Here is an 18,551-nt window from a genome sequence, read left to right as displayed (position 1 = left end):
CGCGCGAAAGCGGGCAGGCCCCCTGGAAGGAAAGGCCTGCCCGCTCGCCCTCCCCCGGGGAGGGCCGCGCTACCCGTGTGGAGGGGTCAGGGAAGCAGCACGGCGTCGATGATGTGCACGGTGGCGTTGGCCGTCGGCACGTCCTGGCAGATGGTGGTCGCCACGCCGTTCACCGTGACCGCATCGCCATCGGCGGCGAACATGAGGTCCGCACCGTTGACGGTGGTGGCCGAACCGGCCTCCACGAGGTCAGCCGAGCTCATCTGCTCGCCGGCGATCACGTGGAGGGTGAGGATGCTGGTGAGCGTGTCGATGTCGGCGAGGACGGCGTTGAGATCGTCCTCGGGGATGGCGGCGAACGCATCGTTGGTCGGGGCGAAGATCGTGAACGGACCGTCGCTGTTCAACGTGTCGACGAGATCCGCTTCGACCACTGCGGTCACGAGCGTGCTCAGCAGCGGGTTGGCCGAGGCGGCCGTGGCCGCGGTGTCGTCCGCCATGCCGGCGAAGGAACCCTCACCGTCGGTCGGGACGGCGCTGCAGGCGACGCCGTTGGCGCCGAGCATCGCGTCCTCGCTACCACCCGTAAGCGTGGCGATCGCATCGAGGGCGACCTGCGGCAGCAGGACCGAATCGATGATGTGCACGGTGCCGTTGGCGACCGAGACGTCGGAGCAGACCACGTTGGCGTCGTTGACGACCGTGCCGTCGGCACCGAAGGTGACATCGCCACCCTCGACCGTTGCGGCCGAGCCGGCAGCGCCGAGATCGGCGGCACCGGAGGACTGGCCACCGATCACGTGATAGGTGAGCACGCTGGTCAGGAGGTCCTTGTCGGCGAGCACCGCGTCGAGGATGTCCGCGGGGATCGCGGCGAACGCATCGTTCGTCGGGGCGAAGATCGTGAACGGACCGTCGCTGTTCAACGTGTCGACGAGATCGGCTTCGACCACGGCGGACACGAGCGTGCTCAGCAGCGGGTTGGCCGACGCGGCCGTGGCCGCGGTGTCGTCCGCCATGCCCGCGAAGGAACCCTCACCGTCGGCGGGGACGGCGCCACACGCGGGACCGAAGGCACCGAGCATGTCGGCGTCCATGTCTCCCATGTCGTCCCCGGCCATGTCGTCACCGCCGTCGGCGTTGTCGACCGGCGCGGGATCGGTGGTCGTGTCGGTGTCGTCATCGCTGCAGGCGGCGAACAGCAGGCTGCAGGCGGCGAGCAGGGCGATGAGCCGGTGGCTCCGCTTCACTCGGGGGGACTTCTTCGGGGTACGCATGGGGGTTGCTCTTTCTTGTGGAGAGGTTGGTTGTGGAGGGGGCCGGTCACGACTCGTCGACGAGAACGACGACGGTGTGGTGTCCGGATGCTCCGTCCGGCAGTGGTTCGGAGCGCTCGTCGGTCTGGATTGCTCCGGTGTTGTCGATGGCGCGGACTTCGACGGTGTGGCGGCCGGGAGTGGCGTCCCATGTGGTGGACCACTGGCGCCAGGTGGAGCCGTTGACCTCGGCGGCCATCTCGGCAGGGAGCCAGTCGCCGTCGTCGATCTTCACCTCGACGCGATCGATGCCGGTGGGCTGGGCCCACGCGACGCCACCGATCACGAAGGGACCGGGCGGGATGCGGTCCAGGCCCCGCGGTCGATCGATCCTGCTCTGCATCTTGATCGGTGCCTGAGCCGCGTAGCCCCGCGGCACCCAGTAGTGATCGAAGTCGTCGAACGTCGTGAGCTCGATCTCCGTCAGCCATTTCGTGGCCGACGCGTAGCCGTAGATCCCGGGCACGATCAGCCGCGCCGGGAAGCCGTGCTCGAGCGGCAGGGGTTCACCGTTCATGCCGACCGCCACGAGGGCGTTGCGACCATCGAGGGCGGCGACCGGGAACCCGCAGGTGTAGCCGTCCACCGACCGGCCGACGATCTGGTCCGCGGCCGGATCGATCCCGGCCTCGGCGAGCAGATCGTCGAGGCGGACGCCGATCCAGCGGGCGTTGCCGATCAGATCGCCGCCGATCGTGTTCGACACGCACGTGAGCGTGATGTCGTGCTCCTCGACCGAGCGGGTGAGCAGATCGTTGTAGGACAGGCGGAGCTCGCGCTCGACGAGACCGCGGATCCGCAGTTCCCAGCCCTCGGCGGGCACCTGCGGCACCGTCAGGGCGGTGTCGATCCGGTAGAACGTCGCGTTCGGTGTGAAGAGCGACGCCGCGCCCTCGGCCTGCGCGCCGGCGGGCACGGCGGGGGCCGGCACGTCCGGCCGGGGCAGGGTGATCGCGGCACGCGAGTCGGCCGCGCTGAAGCGGGCCTCGAGCTTGCGGCCGATCGAACCGAGCACGGCGGCCGACACCGCCAACACGCCCGTCTGGGCGAGGAAGCGCCGACGCTCACTCGGATGGCGCACGGTCCCGGCGGTCCCGCGGGATCGGACCGGGGACGGCCGGCCCAGCCACCACAGCGCGGTCGCGGCCACGACGCTGCCGACGATGCTCGGCAGCGGCGACTGGAGCTCCGCCCCGGTCCGCGCGCCGAGCGAGGCGAGCGTGCCGAGCACCCCGAACAGGGCGATGCCCGCGATGCCGAGACGGCGGGAGCGCCGGAGCCCGACCACGCCCACGACGGCGGCGTAGAGGGCGAGGAGAGCGGCGATGCCGACCAGGAGCGCGATCTTGTCGTTCGTCCCGAACCAGTCGATCGCGAGGTCCTTCGCCCACGACGGCACCCGGTCGACGACCCGGTCACCGACGTCGAGGATCGGCGAGCGCAGGTTCGAGCTCAGGCCGGCGACGACTTCACCGGCTCCCAGGCCGACCGCGGCAGCGGACAGCCCGCCGGCGGCCGCGGCGACGACGCCCACCCAACCGGGGCGAGCGAACACGGGGGATCGGAACTCGGCGTCACTCGGGCGGTCGGTGGAGGTCATGGCGGGGGTTCGACGCCGGCGGACCTGCGGATGGGTCGTGTCCGAGGAAATCCAATCCGACCCCCCGCCCGCTCCGAACGGTGGTCATGCCCAACGCCGCCGGCGAGCGACAATGAACGAGATGAACCCCCTCCGTCGCCTGCGCGCGGTCGACCCCCCTGACGCGGAGGCCGATCTGATGACCGACGCGCTGCGGGAGGCCGGTCGCGGGAGCGAAGCGGCGTTCGGACGCTTCTACGAGTCCGCCTCCGCGCTGGTCTACGGCACCGTCCTGCGGGTGGTGCGGGACCGGGCGATGGCCGAGGAGGTCGCGCAGGAGGTCTTCGTCGAGCTGTGGAGGCTCGCCCCGCGATTCGACGCCGGCAAGGGGACCGCACGAGCCTGGGCCACGACGATCGCGCACCGCCGGGCGGTCGACCGGGTGCGGTCCGAGCAGTCCCGTCGCGATCGCGAGGACCGTGACAACCAGACCGCCACCATCGAGTACGACTCCGTCAGCGAGCAGGTGGGCGACAGTCTCGAGCGCGAGCGGGTCCGCCGAGCGCTCATCGATCTCAGCGACACACAACGCGAGGCGGTGACCCTGGCCTACTACGGCGGCCACACCTACCGGGAGGTCGCCGTCCTCCTCGATGTCGCCGAGGGAACCGCGAAGACGCGTATCCGCGATGGCCTGATCAAACTACGAGACACGATGGGAGTGACGTCATGAACGCCGACCTGCACCACCTCGCCGCGGCGTACGCGTTGGACGCGCTGGACGACGACGAGCGCGCCGCGTTCGAGGCCCACTACCCGACGTGCGACATCTGCTCGTCCGACGTCGTCGACTATCGCGAGACGGCGGCCGTCCTCGCCTCCGCCGACGCCGCGCCCGCCCCCGCCGGTCTCGGCGACCGGGTGATGGCCGAGATCGCCCAGACCCGTCAGATTCCCCCGATCGTTCCCGACCGCGTCGTCGACCTCGCCGACCGGCGCCGGAACCGCACCCGCCGAGCGGGCTTCCTCGCCGCCGCGGCAGCCGCCGTGATCGCCATCGTCGGCTTCGCCGTGTCGCTCCGCGGCACCAGCGGAACCGACGACTTCGAACGGGTCCTCGGCGAGCCCGACGCGGTCGTGCTCTCCCTCGAGGGCGACGACGGTGAAATCCGGGTCGTCTGGTCGGCCGCGCTCGATCAGGTCGTCGTCATCGGCAACGGACTCGCCGACCCCGGACCCGGATTCATCTACGAGCTCTGGTTCCTGCTCGACGAGGGCGTCGCCCCCGCGGGGTTGTTCCGTCCCGACGACAACGGCGTGCTGCGGGCGGTGCTCGACGTCGACGACATCGACGGCGGTGGCTTCGGCGTCACGATCGAGCCCGCCGGCGGGTCGGACCAGCCGACCGGGGCGGTGCTGTATGCCGGCACCGTCTGAGCACCGTCGGCCCGTCGTCGGCTCGTCCGCGGTGCCATGATGCGGACATGGACGAACTCCTAGCAGTGCGGGCGGCGGCGGAACGGGCGCTCGACCACGCCGCCTCGGTCGACGGGAGGCGGGTGTTCCCCGACGACGAGGCGGTCGCCGCGCTCGAGCGCCTCGCCGGTCCGCTGCCCGACGGACCGGGCGATCCGGGCGCCACCCTCGAACTGCTCGCCGAGGTCGGTGGCCCGGCAACCGTGGCCAACACCGGGCCCGACTATTACGGCTTCGTCACCGGCGCGACCCACCCCGCCGCGCTCGGCGCCGCGATGCTCACCGCCGCCTGGGACCAGAACGCGGCGCTGCCGGTCATGTCGCCGGTTGCGTCCGCACTCTACGACGTCACCCGCGGCTGGTTGATCGACCTGCTCGGTCTCGCGGGCGACACCGACGTCGCCTACGTCACCGGAGCCACGGTCGCCAATGCCTCCTGCCTCGCCGCCGCCCGCGACGCGCTCCTGGCCGACGCCGGGTGGGACGCTCCGACACAAGGGCTGTTCGGTGCCCCGCCGATCCAGGTCGTCACCGGGGCCCAGGCCCATTCCACGCTGCGTAAGTCCCTCGGCTTCGTCGGGCTCGGCAGCGAGCGCATCGTGTCGGTCCCGGCCGACGCCGAGGGCCGGCTCCGGGCCGACGCACTCCCCGATCTCGACCCCGCCGACGGCCCGATCCTCGTGTGCGCCCAGGCCGGCGAGGTCAACACGGGCGCCTTCGACCCGTTCGACGCGATCGCCGACTGGACTGCTGCGCGTGACGGCTGGCTCCATGTCGACGGCGCGTTCGGCTTGTGGGCCCTCGCCGACCCGACCCGCGCCGAGCTGGTGCAGGGGCTCACCCGGGCGGACTCGCTCGCGACCGATGCGCACAAGTGGCTCAACGTCACCTACGACTGCGGCATCGCGTTCGTCCAGCGGCCCGGTGCGCTGCGGCGGACGTTCGCCTCCGTGGCGGGCTACCTGCCACCGGCCGATGCGTTCGAGGCGATGCACCACACACCGCAGTCGTCGCAGCGGGCCCGCCAGATCGAGGTGTGGGCGGTCCTGCGCACGCTCGGCCGCGAGGGCGTCGCCGCGCTCGTCCAGGAGTCGTGCGCCGGCGCGGTTGCCATCGCCGATCGTCTGAGCGACGAGGAGGGGTTCGCGGTGCTCAACGACGTGGTGCTCAACCAGGTGCTCGTGCGCTTCCGCGACGGGCCGACGACCGAGCGCCTGCTCGCCACGATCGCAGCCGACGGACGGATCTGGTGCGGACCGACCCAGTGGCGGGGCGAGGCCGCGATGCGGATCAGCGTGTCGTCGTGGAAGACCACCGTCGCCGACGCCGCCCGGGCCGCCGACGTGATCGTGGAACTCGCTGCGTCGCACTGACGCCGGACGCGGGCGCGTCAGCGCTGGTCGTCGCCGGGCGGGGGCGGGATGTCGGTGATCTGGATCTCGGGTCCGAGGGTGGCCCCGACGAGATCGAGTCGATCACCGCTCCAGAACTTCCCGGGGTCGTACCAGTTCGCCGGGCGCCGCGCTTCCAGCAGGCCGATGCGCTCGTAGGTCGTGGCGACGAGCTCCGCACAATAGAGATCCTCGAGCGGCACGCCCCGTCGGATCCGGCCGAGCAGCCACCGCTTCGCGAGCGCCCCCGTGCGGGGGAACGCGCGGCCGGAGAACTCCGCCACGGTCGCGAGGATCGTGTCCTCCATCTCGGGGGTGACGGTGCGATCGATCTGGCGGAACCAGGCCTTCTGGCCGTAGGTGTGCACCCACACCGACACCGCGTGTTCGAGCCGGTGGAGTTGCGCACCGCGGTGCCGGGTGGCCGTCCACACGTCGGTCAGCGACTGACCGAGCTCGGCGTGCCAGAGGAGCGGCGGGAGGTCGTCGAGCGCGACGACCATCGACACATGGTTCACGGGACTGTTGGTGAAGAGCCGGATGGCCCGGTCGGCCGGACTCTTCCCGCGGAAGAGCCAGACGTCGCCGGTACTCGTTGCCGCGGCCGCGGCGGCAAGCGTCATCGTCTCGCTCATCGTCCCCGTCCTACCCTATGGGGCGATGCGCATCTGGAAGCTGATCGGACTCGCGGGAGTCGCCGGGGTGACGGCCGGGGCGGTGGTCGCCACCCGCCGGCGCCGTAGTTGGACCGAGCTCGATCCAACGGAGTTGCGCGACCGACTCCACGACCGGTTGGCCGACGCCCCGACCCGTGCGTGATCAGGCGAGCCGCAGCTCGATCGTCTCCTCGTAGTTCTCGACGAACCGGACGATCTCGTCGAGCAGGCTGTCCAGCGCAGCACGAACCACCCGCCGTCCGAGCAGGATCTTGTCGGAGGACCCGCGGTGCCGCTGCGGCGGGTCGTACTCGGCGTGGAGCCGCACCTCGGTCGTGGCCCGCTGCCCGCCCGAGTCGAGGGCCCGGAAGTCCAGCCGACAACTGACGTTGGCGAGCAGCCGGGCATCGCGATCGGCCTGCCAGACGAACTCCACCGCACAGTGACGGGCACTCATCGCGGACGCGTCGTCGAGGATGACGACCACGAGCTTCTCGTCGGGATCGAAGTGTTCGAGCGCGCCGAACTCGGGGGCGAGCACGCACGCGGCACGGTCGGCGGCGACCGTGCCCACATGCAACATCTGCGGGCAGTGACGCTCGACGATCTCGAGGACATCGGCGAAGCGTCGATGGATCGTCGCTTCGTGCTCGATCGTCCGGTGGATTCGCGGTGGGCGACGTGATGGCACCCTGCGCTCCGATCTGAGAAGAGTGTTCACAGTTGGTGATGATACTTCACCAAAGTATGAATGTCACTCAGTTTCATCGGCTACACTCCCGCCGTGGCAAAGCAACGAATAGACCACAGCGAGGTGATCGCCAGCGCCATCGCCGTCGCCGATCGTGACGGGCTCGACGAGGTCGTGTTGGCCCGGGTTGCCGATGACCTCGGGGTGCAGCCATCGGCGTTGTACAACCACGTCGACGGGGTCGACGGGCTGTTCCGCGACATCTCCGATCAGGCCGCCCGCAACCTCGCCGACTCGCTGCTCGACGCCGCGGTCGCCCGGTCCGGCGGCGACGCCTTGCGGGCGGTTGCGATCGCCTACCGCGATTTCGCCGGCCACCACCCCGGGCAGTACGCGAGCCTGCTCCTTCCCGCCGGACGGGAATCGGAGGGCCGCACGGGTCCGCACGAGACGATCACCACCGTGCTGTCTCGCATCGTCGAACCGTGGGGCTACACCGGCGACGCCGCGGTCCACGCCGCCCGGGTGATCCGGAGTTCGATCCACGGGTTCGTCACCCTCGAAGCGTCCGGCGCCTTCGTCAACCCCCAGGAAACCGACGAGAGCTTCGCCGCCCTGCTCGACTTCATCGTCTCCGGCATCGAGCGGCCCGATCTCACTCCCGCCCTCACACCATGACCCCCTCGAAGCCATCCCGACCCAAGAAGCGCGCCCGCAAGCGCATCGACCCCGTCGTCATCGGCTGGCGCGAGTGGATCGACCTCCCCGACCTCGGGGTCACCGGCGTGAAGGCCAAGGTCGACACCGGCGCGCGCACGTCCGCGCTCCACGCGATCGGCCTCGTCGAGATCGACGGAGGCGACCGGGTCCGTTTCGAGATCCGGCCGCGCCAACGCAACCGGATCGGCATGGCCACCGTCGAGTGCGATGTCGTCGACCGTCGACGCATCCGCAGCTCCAACGGTCGGACAGAGATCCGGCCGGTGATCCGAACGAGTCTTCAGCTCGCCGGTGTCACCAAGACCATCGAGTTGACGCTGACCAACCGCGACGAGATGGGCTTTCGCATGCTGATCGGTCGACAAGCGCTCCGGCGCCACTTCCTGGTCGACCCGGCCACCTCGTTTCGCGGCGCGGAGGCACCATGACCAAACGCACATCCCTCGAGATCGCCGGCACCGAACTCGTCCCCGGCGAACGCCACGAACTCGAGTTGCGGCCCGCACAGCTGCCCTCCGGCGGTTGGATGGCGATCCCGGTCGTGGCCTTCCACGGCCGGCTCAACGGTCCGGTCGTGTGGCTGAGTGCCGCGTTGCACGGCGACGAGGTCAACGGGGTGGAGATCATCCGTCAAGTCATGACGAGGCTGGATCCCACGAAAATGCGCGGCACGGTGCTCGCCGTGCCGGTCGTCAACGTGCCCGGCTTCGCCACCGGCGACCGCTACATGCCCGATCGCCGTGACCTGAACCGATCCTTCCCGGGCACGGCGACCGGCTCGCTCGCGTCGCGGTTCGCTCACGCGTTCATGACCGAGATCGTGCGCAAGAGCGACGTCGGGATCGACCTGCACACCGGCTCCGACCACCGCCACAACATCCCGCAGATCCGCGCCGACCTCACCGACGAGCTCACCCGCGAGCTGACCACCGCCTTCGGGGCGCCCTTCTCGCTGCACGCGAGGCTGCGCGATGGCTCGCTGCGCGAAGCCGCCGTCCGTTCCGATGCCCGCGTGCTGCTCTACGAGGCCGGCGAGTCGTGGCGCTTCGATCAGCAGGCCATCGAGGTCGGGGTGCAGGGCGTGCGCCGGGTGCTCGCCCACCTGAAGGTCACCCCCGCCGGGCGAATGGGCAAACGCACGAGCACGATCGAGTTGGCCGCATCCCGCTGGGTGCGCTCCCCCATGAGCGGCCTGGCCCGACTCTCCGCCGAACTCGGGGATCATGTCGAGGCCGGCGACCAGGTCGGGGTGGTCGGCGACGCGATCGGCAGCACCGAGAAGAAGGTCGTCGCCCGCCACGCTGGCTGGATCATCGGCCGCACCGAATCGCCCGTCGTCCATCGCGGCGACGCACTCATCCACATCGCCGAACAACGAGATCCCGAGGGGTCCCCATGAAACTTGCCATCCTGAGCCGCGCCCCACGTTCCTACAGCACCCAACGACTGCGAGCCGCTGCGCTCGACCGCGGCCACACGATTCGCGTGCTGGACACGATGCGGTTCGCGATCGATCTCTCCCACGCCGAACCCGATCTCCAGTACCGGGGCAAGCAGCTCAGCGACTATGACGCGGTGCTCCCCCGCGTGGGCGCGTCGATCACGTACTTCGGCATGGCCGTCGTGCGCCAGTTCGAGCAGATGGACGTCTACACGCCCAACACCGCCAACGGCATCGGCAACTCCCGCGACAAGCTGCGGGCGACGCAGATCCTGTCCCGCCACGACATCGGCATCCCCGCGACGTCGTTCGTGCGCGACCGCTCGGACGTCCCCGCCGCGATCGAACGCGTCGGCGGCGCCCCGGTCGTCATCAAGCTGCTCGAGGGCACCCAGGGCATCGGCGTCATCCTGGCCCCCGATGACCGCGTGGCCGGGGCCGTCATCGAGACGCTCCAGTCCGCCAAGCAGAACGTGCTCATCCAGCGCTTCATCGCGGAGTCGAAGGGACGCGACATCCGGGCGTTCGTGATCGGCGACCGCGTCGTGGCCGCGATGCGCCGGGTCGCCAGCGGCGACGAGTTCCGCAGCAACGTGCACCGGGGCGGGCGCGCCGAGGCGGTGGAGCTCGATCCCGAGTACGAACGCACGGCCGTGCAGTCCGCCCAGATCATGGGCCTGCGGGTGGCCGGCGTCGACATGCTCGAGGGGGACGACGGACCGCTCGTGATGGAGGTGAACAGCTCACCCGGACTCGAAGGCATCGAGGCGGCGACATCGCTCGACATCGCCGGCGCCATCATCGACTACATCGCGAACCAGGTGAACTTCCCGGAGCTCGACGTGCGCCAGCGACTCAGCGTCAGCACGGGCTACGGCGTCGCCGAACTCCATGTACGCGAGGGCGCCGACCTCGTCGGCACGACGATCGCCGATTCGGGGCTGCGCGAGCGGGACATCCAGATCCTCACGCTCAACCGGGGCACCACCGTGATCCCCAACCCGCGACAGGACCGGGAGCTCGAGGCCGACGATCGGCTCCTGTGCTTCGGCAAGCTCGAATCGATGCGCGACATGATCCCGGAGCGCCGCCGCCGCCACCGGCGGATCCAACCGCTGCCCGACGAGCCGATCCCGGACGAGAACGGCGACTGACCGGACCGGCCTACCGCGCGTCCATCCAGGCCGCGAGGGCGGCGCCGATCTCGTGGGGGCTGTCCTCCTGGATGAAGTGGTTGCCGGCGACGGTGACCTCGGTGAGGTTGGGCCAGGTCCGCACGAATTCGCGCTGCGGGCCCGTGAGGATCGCACCGGGGTCGGCGTTGACGAAGAGCTTCGGCAGGTCCGATTCGGCCATCCAGTCGGCATAGCTCTGCACGATCTCGACGACATCGGCGGGCTCGCCTTCCAGGGGGATCTCGCGCGGCCAGGTCAGGGTCGGGCGCCGGTGCTCCGGCTCGAGGAAGGGGCGCCGGTACTCGTCGTGCTCCTCGTCGGTGAGCGTGCGCAGGATCGACGCGGGCAGCACCGCCTCGACGAACAGGTTCTTCTCGATGACCATCTCCTCACCGGCCGGTGAGCGGAACCCCTGGAAGATCCCGGTCGCCGCTTCGGGCCACTCGTCCCAGGTCACCGGACGCACGATCGCCTCCATGAACGCGATGCCGGCGACCCGCTCGCGATGGCGGTTCGCCCAGTCGAAGCCGAGCGCCGAGCCCCAGTCGTGGATCACGAACGTGATGTCGTCACCGAGATCGAGTTGGCCGAGGAGCCCGTCGAGATGGTGGCGATGATCGACGAAGCGGTACGAGCCCGGTCCGGTGTCGTCGAGCTTGTCGGAGTCCCCCTGCCCGATCAGATCGGGCACGATGCAGCGGCCGCGATCCGCGACGTGCGGAACGATGTTGCGCCACAGATACGACGACGTCGGGTTGCCGTGCAGGAAGACGATCGCGTCACCCGCACCGCGCTCGTGGTACGCCATCTGCTTGCCGTGGACGGTGGCGAAGGACTTGGTGAGCGGCGTCGCGTCGAAGTCGGACATGCCCGATTCTGGCGAACTCGGCCCGGCTGACCCAAAATGAACCGGCACGACCCGTGCGACGCGACGGTGGGAGGGGGACCATGAGGGCGAACCCGCGCCGTGTCGACGCCACCGCCGTCGACGAGGTCCCCGACCGGAAACGCACGCTGCTCGTCGGCGTCCCCGTCGGGACGACGCGACGCGGACGGGTCAAGAAGCGCTACGAGATCCGGATCCGCTCCCACCGCACCGCGCAGCGGGTCAGCGCCCTGCTGAGCCTGGTCATCGTGTTCGTCGGGTGGCGGTGGTTCCTGACCGCGACCGAGTGGTACGACCCGTGCGGGTCGGCCGATCCCCGGGTCGTCTGTGAGCAGCCGGACGCCTGGTTCCGCCACACCCAGTTCTGGCTCGCGATGGTCGGCATGGTGACCGGCGTGACCGTCGCGGCCTACCTCCTGCGGTTCGCCTGGCAGGGTCGGATCTGGCGCTACAGCCGCGAGGTCTCGCTCACCCACGGCGCGGTGGTGCTGGCCTGGCTCTTCGTGTGGGCGATCGGCGCCGTGGCGCGCTGAGCACCGACGGGACGGTCAGCCGCCCGAGCGGATGAGCACGCGGCTGTCACCGATCTGACTCGCGATCGAGTCGACCCCGTCCGTGGCCGCCCGGCTGTGGGAGAAGATCACGTCGACGACCAGGGGAAGGTCGTCCTCGGTCACCGCGCTCACGTCGAGCGCGAGCAGGCACGCACCGGTCGAGTCCGGCTCCTGGCGGATCGGGATGGAGGTGCCACAGGCGCCGAGGTCGCCGGTGACCGGCACGCTCTCGTCCTCCGAGCGCACGTCCAGATCCTCGAGGGCCACGGTGCCCAGGTTGAGCAGGCGGATTCGGAAGGCGGGATCCTGGAGTTCCTCGAGGGTCACGACCTCGTCGGTGATGTCGAGAATCCACTCCGGCTCGGGCACCTCCGGGTGATCGAACGACGGGATCAGCATGGCGACCAACCCGACGAGGAGCGTCAGGAGGGTCATCACGCCGGCCAGGGCGAGCGGGAGGATGCGCAGGTTGTGGCGGGTGGCCGCGATACCACCGAGATCGCCGATCGCTTCGCGGGTCGCCAGGGCCGCGTGCAGATCGGCACGGGCCGCGCCGAGGTCGTCGCGCAGCAGGTTGCGGGTTCCCAGCTGATGGGTCGCCCAGCCGAGCGCCGTCCGGTCGTCGGCCGCGATGGCCGCGCCGCGAGCCGACTCGAGGATCGACCGCCAGGTGCCCCACCGGCCGGCCTGGGCCATCGCCTGCTCGGTGTCGCGGGCGACCGCGATCACCGTCGCCCAGTCCCGTCGCTCCTCCAGCTCCGCGATCAGCCACCGCACGAAGGCACGGTCGATGAAGATCTCGCTGTTGTCCGCGGTCGCCGCCCACTGCACCCCCACGGCGACGAGATCCGGGTCGTTCGGCGCGAACGTGGTCGGTGTCGTCATGCCGGCGTGCCCTCGAGCCAGTTCTCGAGCGATGTCCGCTTCAGCTCGGCCAACGCCGATTGGCACAGCTTCTTCACGTCGGCCGGCGCGCCACCCGTGGCCCGGCATCGTTCGGCGACCGCCTCCGTGAGCTCCGGCGGCACCTCGACCTTCGAGTAGAACGAGAACGCCTCGACGAGGGCCTCGGTCTCGAGGATGGGTTGCAGCTCGTGCACGAAGCGGTCGAGTTCGGCTCCGGCCGGCATCGTCGCCGCGAGCACCGACGACGGCAGCATCTCGGTCACCTCGTCGACGACCTCGTCGTCGAGGTCGACATCGAGGAGGGCGATCATCGCATTGAGACTCTCGAGGTCGGCCAGTTCGCGTTCTTCGTCCGCCCCCAACGCACCCGACTCGTGGAACGCCTCCCAGATCGCGTGGCGCAGGTCTTCGGCGGTGTCGCCGCTCGCCACGTCCGGGATGATCCCCGCGCCGTCGGCGTAGCGATCCACCAGCTCCTCGTTGGCGAGCACCTGGAAGAGCGTCTCCCGCCCGATCTCCGGATCGCCCTTCACGGCGACGAACGGCTCGTCCTGGTCGATGAGGTCGGCCACGATCTCGCGGTCGACGGCACGCCCGAAGAACAGGCCGCGGTGTCGCTTCAGTCGGCGGATCGCCTCGTCCGCCTTGCGCGCACCCCCCGGCCCCTTCGCCTCGGACACGAGTGCCCCGTGGGGACCCGACGGCACCGCCGCGGCCCGGCCGCGGCCGTGCACCGGAGCGCCTTCGTCCATCAGCGCGTTGCGCTTGAACGACAGCGCCAGCGCCTGGAGGTCGAGGATCGAGTTGCGCACCTTGCGTTCGAGCTCCTCGAGCGACGCGAACCGCGCGTCGGCGATGCCCGTCTGCACGTCGTTGTGGCCGCTGACGAACGCCTCCACCTCCTTCGTGACGATGTCGGGCACGCCGTCACCGTCGATGTCCTCGGTCTTGACGAACAGCAGGACCGGGATGCTGCTCTCCATCGCGAACAGGATCTCCTTCTCCGTCCACCGGCCGAACTGCTTCCACAGGATCCCGATGAGCAGGTCGGAGTCCGCCAGGTCGCGTTCCCAGGCGACGACCGGCGGATCAGGGCTGGCGACGGCGTCGTCCTCGTACAGGAACGAGTCGAGGTGGAGCTCGTCGCACACGCCGCCGACCACCTGACGTTCGTCCACGAGCTCCGCCATCGACGAGCTGACGAACACCTTCGGACGCCTAGGCATCGGACGCGGCGGTGCCCTGGACGGTCGGCTGGCGGGCGATGATCAGCATGAGCAGCAGGGCGATGACGCAGAGAAGGAACACGAGCACCTGCTGCTTGCGGGCGTCGTCGAAGGGATCGTCGCTCCCGCCGGCGAACTGGGAGAGCGCCGAAGGTTCGACCGGCTTGCGGACGTCGATCGCCATGCCGGCGCCGTCGACCGCGGTGACCTCGAGCTCGGTGGTCAACACCCGGGAGGTCGAGCGGGGGGCCGGCATGGTCGAGGCGAAGAGCTCGGGCGTCTCGCTGAAGTCGACGGCACACTCGATCCGCTTCGCCGTGCCTTCGCACATCTCGGGGAGCTCGCGCAGATCGAAGTCGACGGCCGCCAGCGGAATCTCCGCGGTGATCGTGATCGCCCCCGCCGGGCGCGGTCCGTCGTCCACGACGAACAGGCTGTAGACGATGTCGTCGGGCCCCGAGGCGCTCGGGCCGGGTTCCGCGTCGTTGTCGTCGAGGAACGCGAGCAGGCGATAGTCGGCCGGCGCCTCCTCGCCTCCGTCACCGTCGTCCCCCGTGCCGTCATCGCCGGTTCCGTCGTCGCCGGTGCCGTCGTCGCCGGTGCCGTCATCGCCATCCGTGCCGTCGGTTCCGTCATCGCCGTCGCTGGTTTCGGTTCCGTCGTCACCGTCATCGCCGTCGGCTCCATCCGTGCCGTCGGTTCCATCCGTGCCGTCGGTTCCGTCCGTGCCGCCGTCGCCGTCATCACCGTCATCACCGTCATCACCGTCGGTGCCATCGTCGCCGTCGCTGCCATCCGTGCCGTCGGTTCCGCCGTCACCGTCATCGTCGCCGTCGGTTCCATCCGTGCCGTCGTCGGTTCCGTCGTCCCCGTCGTCCCCGTCATCGCCGTCGTCGCCACCACAGGACAGGCCCGGATCGAGCTCGCAACGCGGCCGACACGAACCGGAACCATCACGCAACTCGTCCGCCCCGCAGACCGGCACACATGATCCGCCGATCCGCTCCTCGCCGGCGGGACACGGACACGTGGGCCCATCCGGATCCGCGTCACAGGGATCGACCGTCGGGCAGTCACCATTCGCGTCCCGCACCTCGTCACTGTCCGGACACGGGCACCCCGCCCCGTCGGGGTCCGCATCGCACGGGTCCTCCACCGGGCAATCGGGTCCATCGGGGTCGACCTCACAGCGCGGGCGGCACACACCCGAACCATCCCGCAGCTCGTCCGCCCCGCAGTCCGGCACACACGACTCACCGACGCGCTCCTCGCCCTCCGGACAGGGACACCCGGGTCCGTCGGGGTCCGCATCACAGTCCGTGACGCACGCCGTGCCGTCCCAGATCGCACCGCTACCGCAGTCAGGCATCGGCGACACCACGATGTCGTCGAGGGAACCCGAGCCGTCGAGATGGAAACGGATGGTGGCGACGTTCAGCCAGGCGTCGGGGCTGGGCGCGGCGAACGCCGTGGGCGTCGTGTGGTTGAAGATCGACTGGGTGGCGACGATCGCGCCGTCCGGGTCGAAAAGGGTCGCGACAGGATCGCCGTCCTCGAGCTCGTGGAGGGTGAACGTGTGCACCTGCATCGGCTGGGCGAAGCCGACGGTGATCGTGGCCGCCGAGTCACCGGTGATGACCTGTCCCTGGCCCTGCCGCCATTTCGCCAGGATGAGCGACTGACCGAGCGATGGTGCGTACAGCTGAGGACTCACGCCCTCGCAGGTTTCCGCGCTTCCGCCGCAGGTGGAATCGAAGATCATCGGAAAGCCGGCGACGCCGCCGATGCTGACGGTTCCGATCGCGGGCCCGTCGATGCCGGCGCCATCGGGAAGACTGCCCACGATCATCTGCCCGGGGATGAGACCGGACTCGAAGTCGATCGTCGTCGTTTCGGGCGGGGCGACGTCGACGGCTGTCTCCATCGCGAGGGACGGGCCGGCGGCGACGCCGAGCGCTCCCGCGTACGCGGTGAACGAGCCGGTGACCGCGAGCGCCAGCATCACCGACGCGAGCAGCAGCGGCCGGTGCCGTGTTCCTCGTCGTGCGCCCATCGCGAACCGCCCCCAACCTTCCCCGGGCCGCGATCCTACGATCGAAACCGCCGCCGGAGCCAGAAATCCATGCGCGGAGTGTGTGGGGACCGCCGCGCTCCGTGGTGTCAGTCGCGCGGCGCTCAGCGACCCGGCGGTCCGGATCGCTGCTCGTGCGCGGCACCGACGTGCGGGCCGATGTCCCAGCCGAGCGGGCCCAGATGTTCGGCCGCCCACTCGGTGGACTCGCGGTCGGTGACCGTTCGCAGCGAGTCGTTGTAGCGGTTCATGAATCCGGCGAGCGACACGACGCCGAGGATGGCTCGCGCCTCTTCGTCGCTGAAGTGGGTCCGCAGCTCGGCGTGGTGCTCGGGCGTGACGGCGTTGGGGGCCGACGACGCGGCGACGGCGAAGCGCAGGGCGGCCCGCTCACGGTCGTCGAACGCGTCAGCGGATTCGAAGCTCCACAGCGCCTGGATCTTCTCCGTCGGGACCCCGAAGGAGTGCAGGCCGTAGCCCCCGTGGGCCTGGCAGTGCCGACAGCCGGAGGTCAGGCTGGCGACGGTGAACACCATGAAGTTGAGCTCCGGCCCCGGCGGCGCCAGGAAGATCATGACCTGCAACTCCTTCAGCTTCCCGTACATCTCGGGCCAGGCGTCGAGGTCCCAGTTCTGCCGGTTCTCGTAGTCCGTCATGGACCCGAACCTATATCAGTCGATATGAGTTGGAAAGGGGCGGGGATCGACGATCTCCCAGACGAGCGACGACCAGCCGAAGTCGACCGCGCCCATGCCCTCCCCCGAACGGGCGTCGTAGTACTCCCGGAGACCCTCCCCGAGGACGACGGCCACGAGCCGGTCACGCAGGTCGGCGGCCTCGCGCTCGTAGCCGAGACGGCGGAGTCCCATCCACGCGAACCACGCCGCGTTCACCCAGCTCGGCCCCCGCCAGTAGCGGCGCAGGCCCCAGTAGTGGTCACGGCTCGTGTGGGCCGGGTCGTCGAGCGCGACCGACGCCAAGGGGACGCCGCTCCAGAAACGGTCCTCGTCCAACAACACCTCGTTGACGAGTCGGTGGCCGATCTCCTCGGGCAGATCGGGCAGGGCGAGCGGCGCCAGCGTGTCCCAGGTGAACGGGACGTCGGCCTTCGCGACGCGGGGGCGGACGGGATGGCGCACGTCGTCCATGAAGCGGCCGAGACCGTCGTTCCACAGACGGTCGACCAACGCCGGCGTCGGCGACGGGTTCCCCAACGCCTGCTCCGCGAGTGACCAGAGCACGTTCGTGACGACCTCACACACGACCGGTCGACCGTCCGCCGCGATCCGATGGGCGTCGAACCCGCGCCGACGGTTGCCGTGGATGAGGGTCGGGAAGAGGCGGCGGCCCTGGGCCCGCCATCCCCACACATGATCGAACTTGGGTGACGCGTCGAGCCCGGACTCGTCGGGTTGGATGAGCCACAGGAGGTTGTCCCCCTCGAGGTCGCGGTTCGCCTTCAGCCAGTCGTGATGCTCGGCGATGCGGGGTTCCTCCCGTGGGTCACCGACGGCGATCGACCAGGCCCAGGCGAGCAGGGGCGGCTGGATCGTGGAGGTGTTCGGCGCATGACGGGTGGCGACGTTGTAGCGGATCGCCCGCTCGAGGTTGAGGGGACGACCGAGGAACGTGATGTGGCCGATGAAGCCGTCCCGCGAGGAGTCGAGCAGCGTCTCGAGTTCGAGCCGGGACCGAGCCGGATCGAGGCGACGCCAGATGATCGCGTGGAAGCAGGAATCCCAGTACCACTGCCAGTCGTAGCGGCCCGGCGACGGGGAACTGAAGCCGTACGTCCGCCCGTCCTGCTCACCCTCGCGCCAGTTCTGGTTGAGCACGCCCGTGCACAACTCGGCGATGCGATCGACGTCCGACGTCACCGCGCGACGGTACTTCACCCGGGAGTTGAGACACCGGGGTCAGACCCCGCGTCCCACCCCGCGTCCAATCTTCAGGCGGGGTCGGTGGCGACTTGGTCGGCCTCGAGGGCGGCGAGGAGCTCGGAGAGGGCGCCGTCGATCCGCGCGATGTCGGCGTCGGAGAGGGTGTCGAGCACCCGCTGGCGCGAGATCCGGTACGCACGGTCGCCGCGAACGGCGAGGTCGATGCCGGCCTCGGTCAACTCGACGAGGACACGGCGCCGGTCGGACGGATCGACCGCGCGGCGCACGAGCCCCGTGTTCTCGAGGCGGTCCACGACCTGGGTGATGCTCCCCATCGGGCGCAGGACCAACTCCGCGAGCCGACTCACCGGGAGCTGGTGCGGCGCCGTCTCCCGATGCAGCGTCGCCAGGAGCGTGTAGTCCGGGAACGACATCCCGATCTGTTCCATGGCCTCCGCCTGGAGCCGCTCGAGATGCAAGCCGACCCGCTGGAGCCGGGTGAAGAGCGCGAGCGGCGACGGGTCGAGCACATAGTCGGGCAGGTGCGTCGTCGGTGAGTTCACGTCGATGAACATACTCTACT

General features: G+C 70.0%; 20 protein-coding genes. 9 read left to right on the top strand and 11 right to left on the bottom strand.

What is annotated here, in order from left to right; all coding sequences use genetic code 11:
• Positions 1-86 precede the first annotated feature (86 nt).
• Both R8F63_17585 and R8F63_17580 read right to left on the bottom strand, forming a co-directional pair.
• Complete coding sequence (locus R8F63_17585; protein MDW3220425.1) at positions 87-1,277, bottom strand: fasciclin domain-containing protein; 1,191 nt, start codon at positions 1,275-1,277, stop codon at positions 87-89.
• A 46-nt stretch (positions 1,278-1,323) separates the two neighbouring features.
• The gene (locus tag R8F63_17580) at positions 1,324-2,916 is read right to left on the bottom strand and encodes a molybdopterin-dependent oxidoreductase (protein MDW3220424.1); all 1,593 of its coding nucleotides are present in this window, start codon (positions 2,914-2,916) and stop codon (positions 1,324-1,326) included.
• A gap of 121 nt (positions 2,917-3,037) precedes the next feature.
• Between R8F63_17580 and sigK the strand changes: the two genes are divergently transcribed.
• The 3 genes from sigK to R8F63_17565 are packed head-to-tail and all read left to right on the top strand — an operon-like array spanning position 3,038 to position 5,744.
• Positions 3,038-3,628, top strand: a complete 591-nt coding sequence (gene sigK, locus R8F63_17575) for an ECF RNA polymerase sigma factor SigK (protein ID MDW3220423.1) — start codon at positions 3,038-3,040, stop codon at positions 3,626-3,628.
• Positions 3,625-4,332: an anti-sigma factor gene (locus tag R8F63_17570; GenBank protein ID MDW3220422.1), complete on the top strand. Its 708-nt coding sequence runs from the start codon at positions 3,625-3,627 to the stop codon at positions 4,330-4,332. Before sigK ends, R8F63_17570 begins: the two co-directional genes overlap by 4 nt.
• A 47-nt stretch (positions 4,333-4,379) precedes the next feature.
• Entirely contained in the window at positions 4,380-5,744 is a 1,365-nt protein-coding gene (locus R8F63_17565; protein MDW3220421.1) for a pyridoxal-dependent decarboxylase, read from the top strand.
• Between the two features lie 17 nt (positions 5,745-5,761).
• Here R8F63_17565 and R8F63_17560 read toward each other — a convergent pair whose 3' ends face one another.
• Positions 5,762-6,397 (bottom strand): hypothetical protein, encoded by a 636-nt coding sequence (locus R8F63_17560; protein ID MDW3220420.1) that lies wholly within the window; start codon positions 6,395-6,397, stop codon positions 5,762-5,764.
• Between the two features lie 25 nt (positions 6,398-6,422).
• On the opposite strand from R8F63_17560, the gene R8F63_17555 reads away from it, so the two are divergent.
• Positions 6,423-6,581 carry a hypothetical protein gene (locus R8F63_17555; GenBank protein MDW3220419.1) on the top strand — a complete coding sequence of 53 codons (159 nt, stop codon included), beginning with the start codon at positions 6,423-6,425 and terminating at the stop codon, positions 6,579-6,581.
• On the opposite strand, the gene R8F63_17550 is transcribed toward R8F63_17555, so the two are convergent.
• On the bottom strand, positions 6,582-7,109 hold the full coding sequence (locus R8F63_17550) for a hypothetical protein (protein ID MDW3220418.1): 528 nt from the start codon (positions 7,107-7,109) through the stop codon (positions 6,582-6,584).
• 93 nt (positions 7,110-7,202) lie between these two features.
• Here R8F63_17550 and R8F63_17545 point away from each other — a divergent pair, with 93 nt between their 5' ends.
• From R8F63_17545 to R8F63_17530, 4 genes are read left to right on the top strand one after another with little or no spacing between them, the layout of a single operon-like run.
• A complete protein-coding gene (locus R8F63_17545; protein MDW3220417.1) occupies positions 7,203-7,787 on the top strand; it encodes a TetR-like C-terminal domain-containing protein in 585 nt (194 codons plus the stop codon).
• Positions 7,784-8,257 (top strand): RimK/LysX family protein, encoded by a 474-nt coding sequence (locus R8F63_17540; protein MDW3220416.1) that lies wholly within the window; start codon positions 7,784-7,786, stop codon positions 8,255-8,257. The genes R8F63_17545 and R8F63_17540 overlap by 4 nt, the downstream gene beginning before the upstream one ends.
• On the top strand, positions 8,254-9,228 hold the full coding sequence (locus R8F63_17535; protein MDW3220415.1) for a M14 family metallopeptidase: 975 nt from the start codon (positions 8,254-8,256) through the stop codon (positions 9,226-9,228). Before R8F63_17540 ends, R8F63_17535 begins: the two co-directional genes overlap by 4 nt.
• On the top strand, positions 9,225-10,424 hold the full coding sequence (locus R8F63_17530) for a RimK family alpha-L-glutamate ligase (protein MDW3220414.1): 1,200 nt from the start codon (positions 9,225-9,227) through the stop codon (positions 10,422-10,424). The genes R8F63_17535 and R8F63_17530 overlap by 4 nt, the downstream gene beginning before the upstream one ends.
• A gap of 10 nt (positions 10,425-10,434) precedes the next feature.
• On the opposite strand, the gene R8F63_17525 is transcribed toward R8F63_17530, so the two are convergent.
• On the bottom strand, positions 10,435-11,313 hold the full coding sequence (locus tag R8F63_17525; GenBank protein ID MDW3220413.1) for a haloalkane dehalogenase: 879 nt from the start codon (positions 11,311-11,313) through the stop codon (positions 10,435-10,437).
• A gap of 80 nt (positions 11,314-11,393) precedes the next feature.
• On the opposite strand from R8F63_17525, the gene R8F63_17520 reads away from it, so the two are divergent.
• Positions 11,394-11,864 (top strand): hypothetical protein, encoded by a 471-nt coding sequence (locus R8F63_17520; GenBank protein ID MDW3220412.1) that lies wholly within the window; start codon positions 11,394-11,396, stop codon positions 11,862-11,864.
• A 15-nt stretch (positions 11,865-11,879) separates the two neighbouring features.
• On the opposite strand, the gene R8F63_17515 is transcribed toward R8F63_17520, so the two are convergent.
• The 6 genes from R8F63_17515 to R8F63_17490 form a co-directional block, all read right to left on the bottom strand.
• Complete coding sequence (locus R8F63_17515) at positions 11,880-12,770, bottom strand: hypothetical protein (GenBank protein MDW3220411.1); 891 nt, start codon at positions 12,768-12,770, stop codon at positions 11,880-11,882.
• Positions 12,767-14,017, bottom strand: coding sequence for a DUF4062 domain-containing protein (locus R8F63_17510; protein MDW3220410.1), 1,251 nt, complete (start codon positions 14,015-14,017; stop codon positions 12,767-12,769). Before R8F63_17510 ends, R8F63_17515 begins: the two co-directional genes overlap by 4 nt.
• Positions 14,010-16,070 (bottom strand): hypothetical protein, encoded by a 2,061-nt coding sequence (locus tag R8F63_17505; GenBank protein MDW3220409.1) that lies wholly within the window; start codon positions 16,068-16,070, stop codon positions 14,010-14,012. The genes R8F63_17510 and R8F63_17505 overlap by 8 nt, the downstream gene beginning before the upstream one ends.
• A 122-nt stretch (positions 16,071-16,192) precedes the next feature.
• The gene (locus R8F63_17500; protein MDW3220408.1) at positions 16,193-16,744 is read right to left on the bottom strand and encodes a hypothetical protein; all 552 of its coding nucleotides are present in this window, start codon (positions 16,742-16,744) and stop codon (positions 16,193-16,195) included.
• Positions 16,745-16,759: 15 nt separating this feature from the next.
• Positions 16,760-17,965, bottom strand: coding sequence for a hypothetical protein (locus R8F63_17495; protein MDW3220407.1), 1,206 nt, complete (start codon positions 17,963-17,965; stop codon positions 16,760-16,762).
• A gap of 71 nt (positions 17,966-18,036) precedes the next feature.
• Entirely contained in the window at positions 18,037-18,531 is a 495-nt protein-coding gene (locus R8F63_17490) for a MarR family transcriptional regulator (GenBank protein ID MDW3220406.1), read from the bottom strand.
• Positions 18,532-18,551 lie beyond the last annotated feature (20 nt).

It is taken from the genome of Acidimicrobiales bacterium (genome assembly GCA_033344915.1).
Lineage (GTDB): Bacteria > Actinomycetota > Acidimicrobiia > Acidimicrobiales > Aldehydirespiratoraceae > JAJRXC01.
The sequence above is the reverse complement of the archived record's forward strand: the minus strand, read 5'-3'. Positions and strand labels throughout refer to the sequence as shown.

Bases quoted from the DNA above. Each gene is read 5' to 3' on its own strand.
- R8F63_17585 (MDW3220425.1), bottom strand. From the start codon at position 1,277: ATGCGTACCCCGAAGAAGTCCCCCCGAGTGAAGCGGAGCCACCGGCTC.
- R8F63_17580 (MDW3220424.1), bottom strand. From the start codon at position 2,916: ATGACCTCCACCGACCGCCCGAGTGACGCCGAGTTCCGATCCCCCGTG.
- sigK (MDW3220423.1), top strand. From the start codon at position 3,038: ATGAACCCCCTCCGTCGCCTGCGCGCGGTCGACCCCCCTGACGCGGAG.
- R8F63_17570 (MDW3220422.1), top strand. From the start codon at position 3,625: ATGAACGCCGACCTGCACCACCTCGCCGCGGCGTACGCGTTGGACGCG.
- R8F63_17565 (MDW3220421.1), top strand. From the start codon at position 4,380: ATGGACGAACTCCTAGCAGTGCGGGCGGCGGCGGAACGGGCGCTCGAC.
- R8F63_17560 (MDW3220420.1), bottom strand. From the start codon at position 6,397: ATGAGCGAGACGATGACGCTTGCCGCCGCGGCCGCGGCAACGAGTACC.
- R8F63_17555 (MDW3220419.1), top strand. From the start codon at position 6,423: ATGCGCATCTGGAAGCTGATCGGACTCGCGGGAGTCGCCGGGGTGACG.
- R8F63_17540 (MDW3220416.1), top strand. From the start codon at position 7,784: ATGACCCCCTCGAAGCCATCCCGACCCAAGAAGCGCGCCCGCAAGCGC.
- R8F63_17535 (MDW3220415.1), top strand. From the start codon at position 8,254: ATGACCAAACGCACATCCCTCGAGATCGCCGGCACCGAACTCGTCCCC.
- R8F63_17530 (MDW3220414.1), top strand. From the start codon at position 9,225: ATGAAACTTGCCATCCTGAGCCGCGCCCCACGTTCCTACAGCACCCAA.
- R8F63_17525 (MDW3220413.1), bottom strand. From the start codon at position 11,313: ATGTCCGACTTCGACGCGACGCCGCTCACCAAGTCCTTCGCCACCGTC.
- R8F63_17520 (MDW3220412.1), top strand. From the start codon at position 11,394: ATGAGGGCGAACCCGCGCCGTGTCGACGCCACCGCCGTCGACGAGGTC.
- R8F63_17515 (MDW3220411.1), bottom strand. From the start codon at position 12,770: ATGACGACACCGACCACGTTCGCGCCGAACGACCCGGATCTCGTCGCC.
- R8F63_17510 (MDW3220410.1), bottom strand. From the start codon at position 14,017: ATGCCTAGGCGTCCGAAGGTGTTCGTCAGCTCGTCGATGGCGGAGCTC.
- R8F63_17505 (MDW3220409.1), bottom strand. From the start codon at position 16,070: ATGGGCGCACGACGAGGAACACGGCACCGGCCGCTGCTGCTCGCGTCG.
- R8F63_17500 (MDW3220408.1), bottom strand. From the start codon at position 16,744: ATGACGGACTACGAGAACCGGCAGAACTGGGACCTCGACGCCTGGCCC.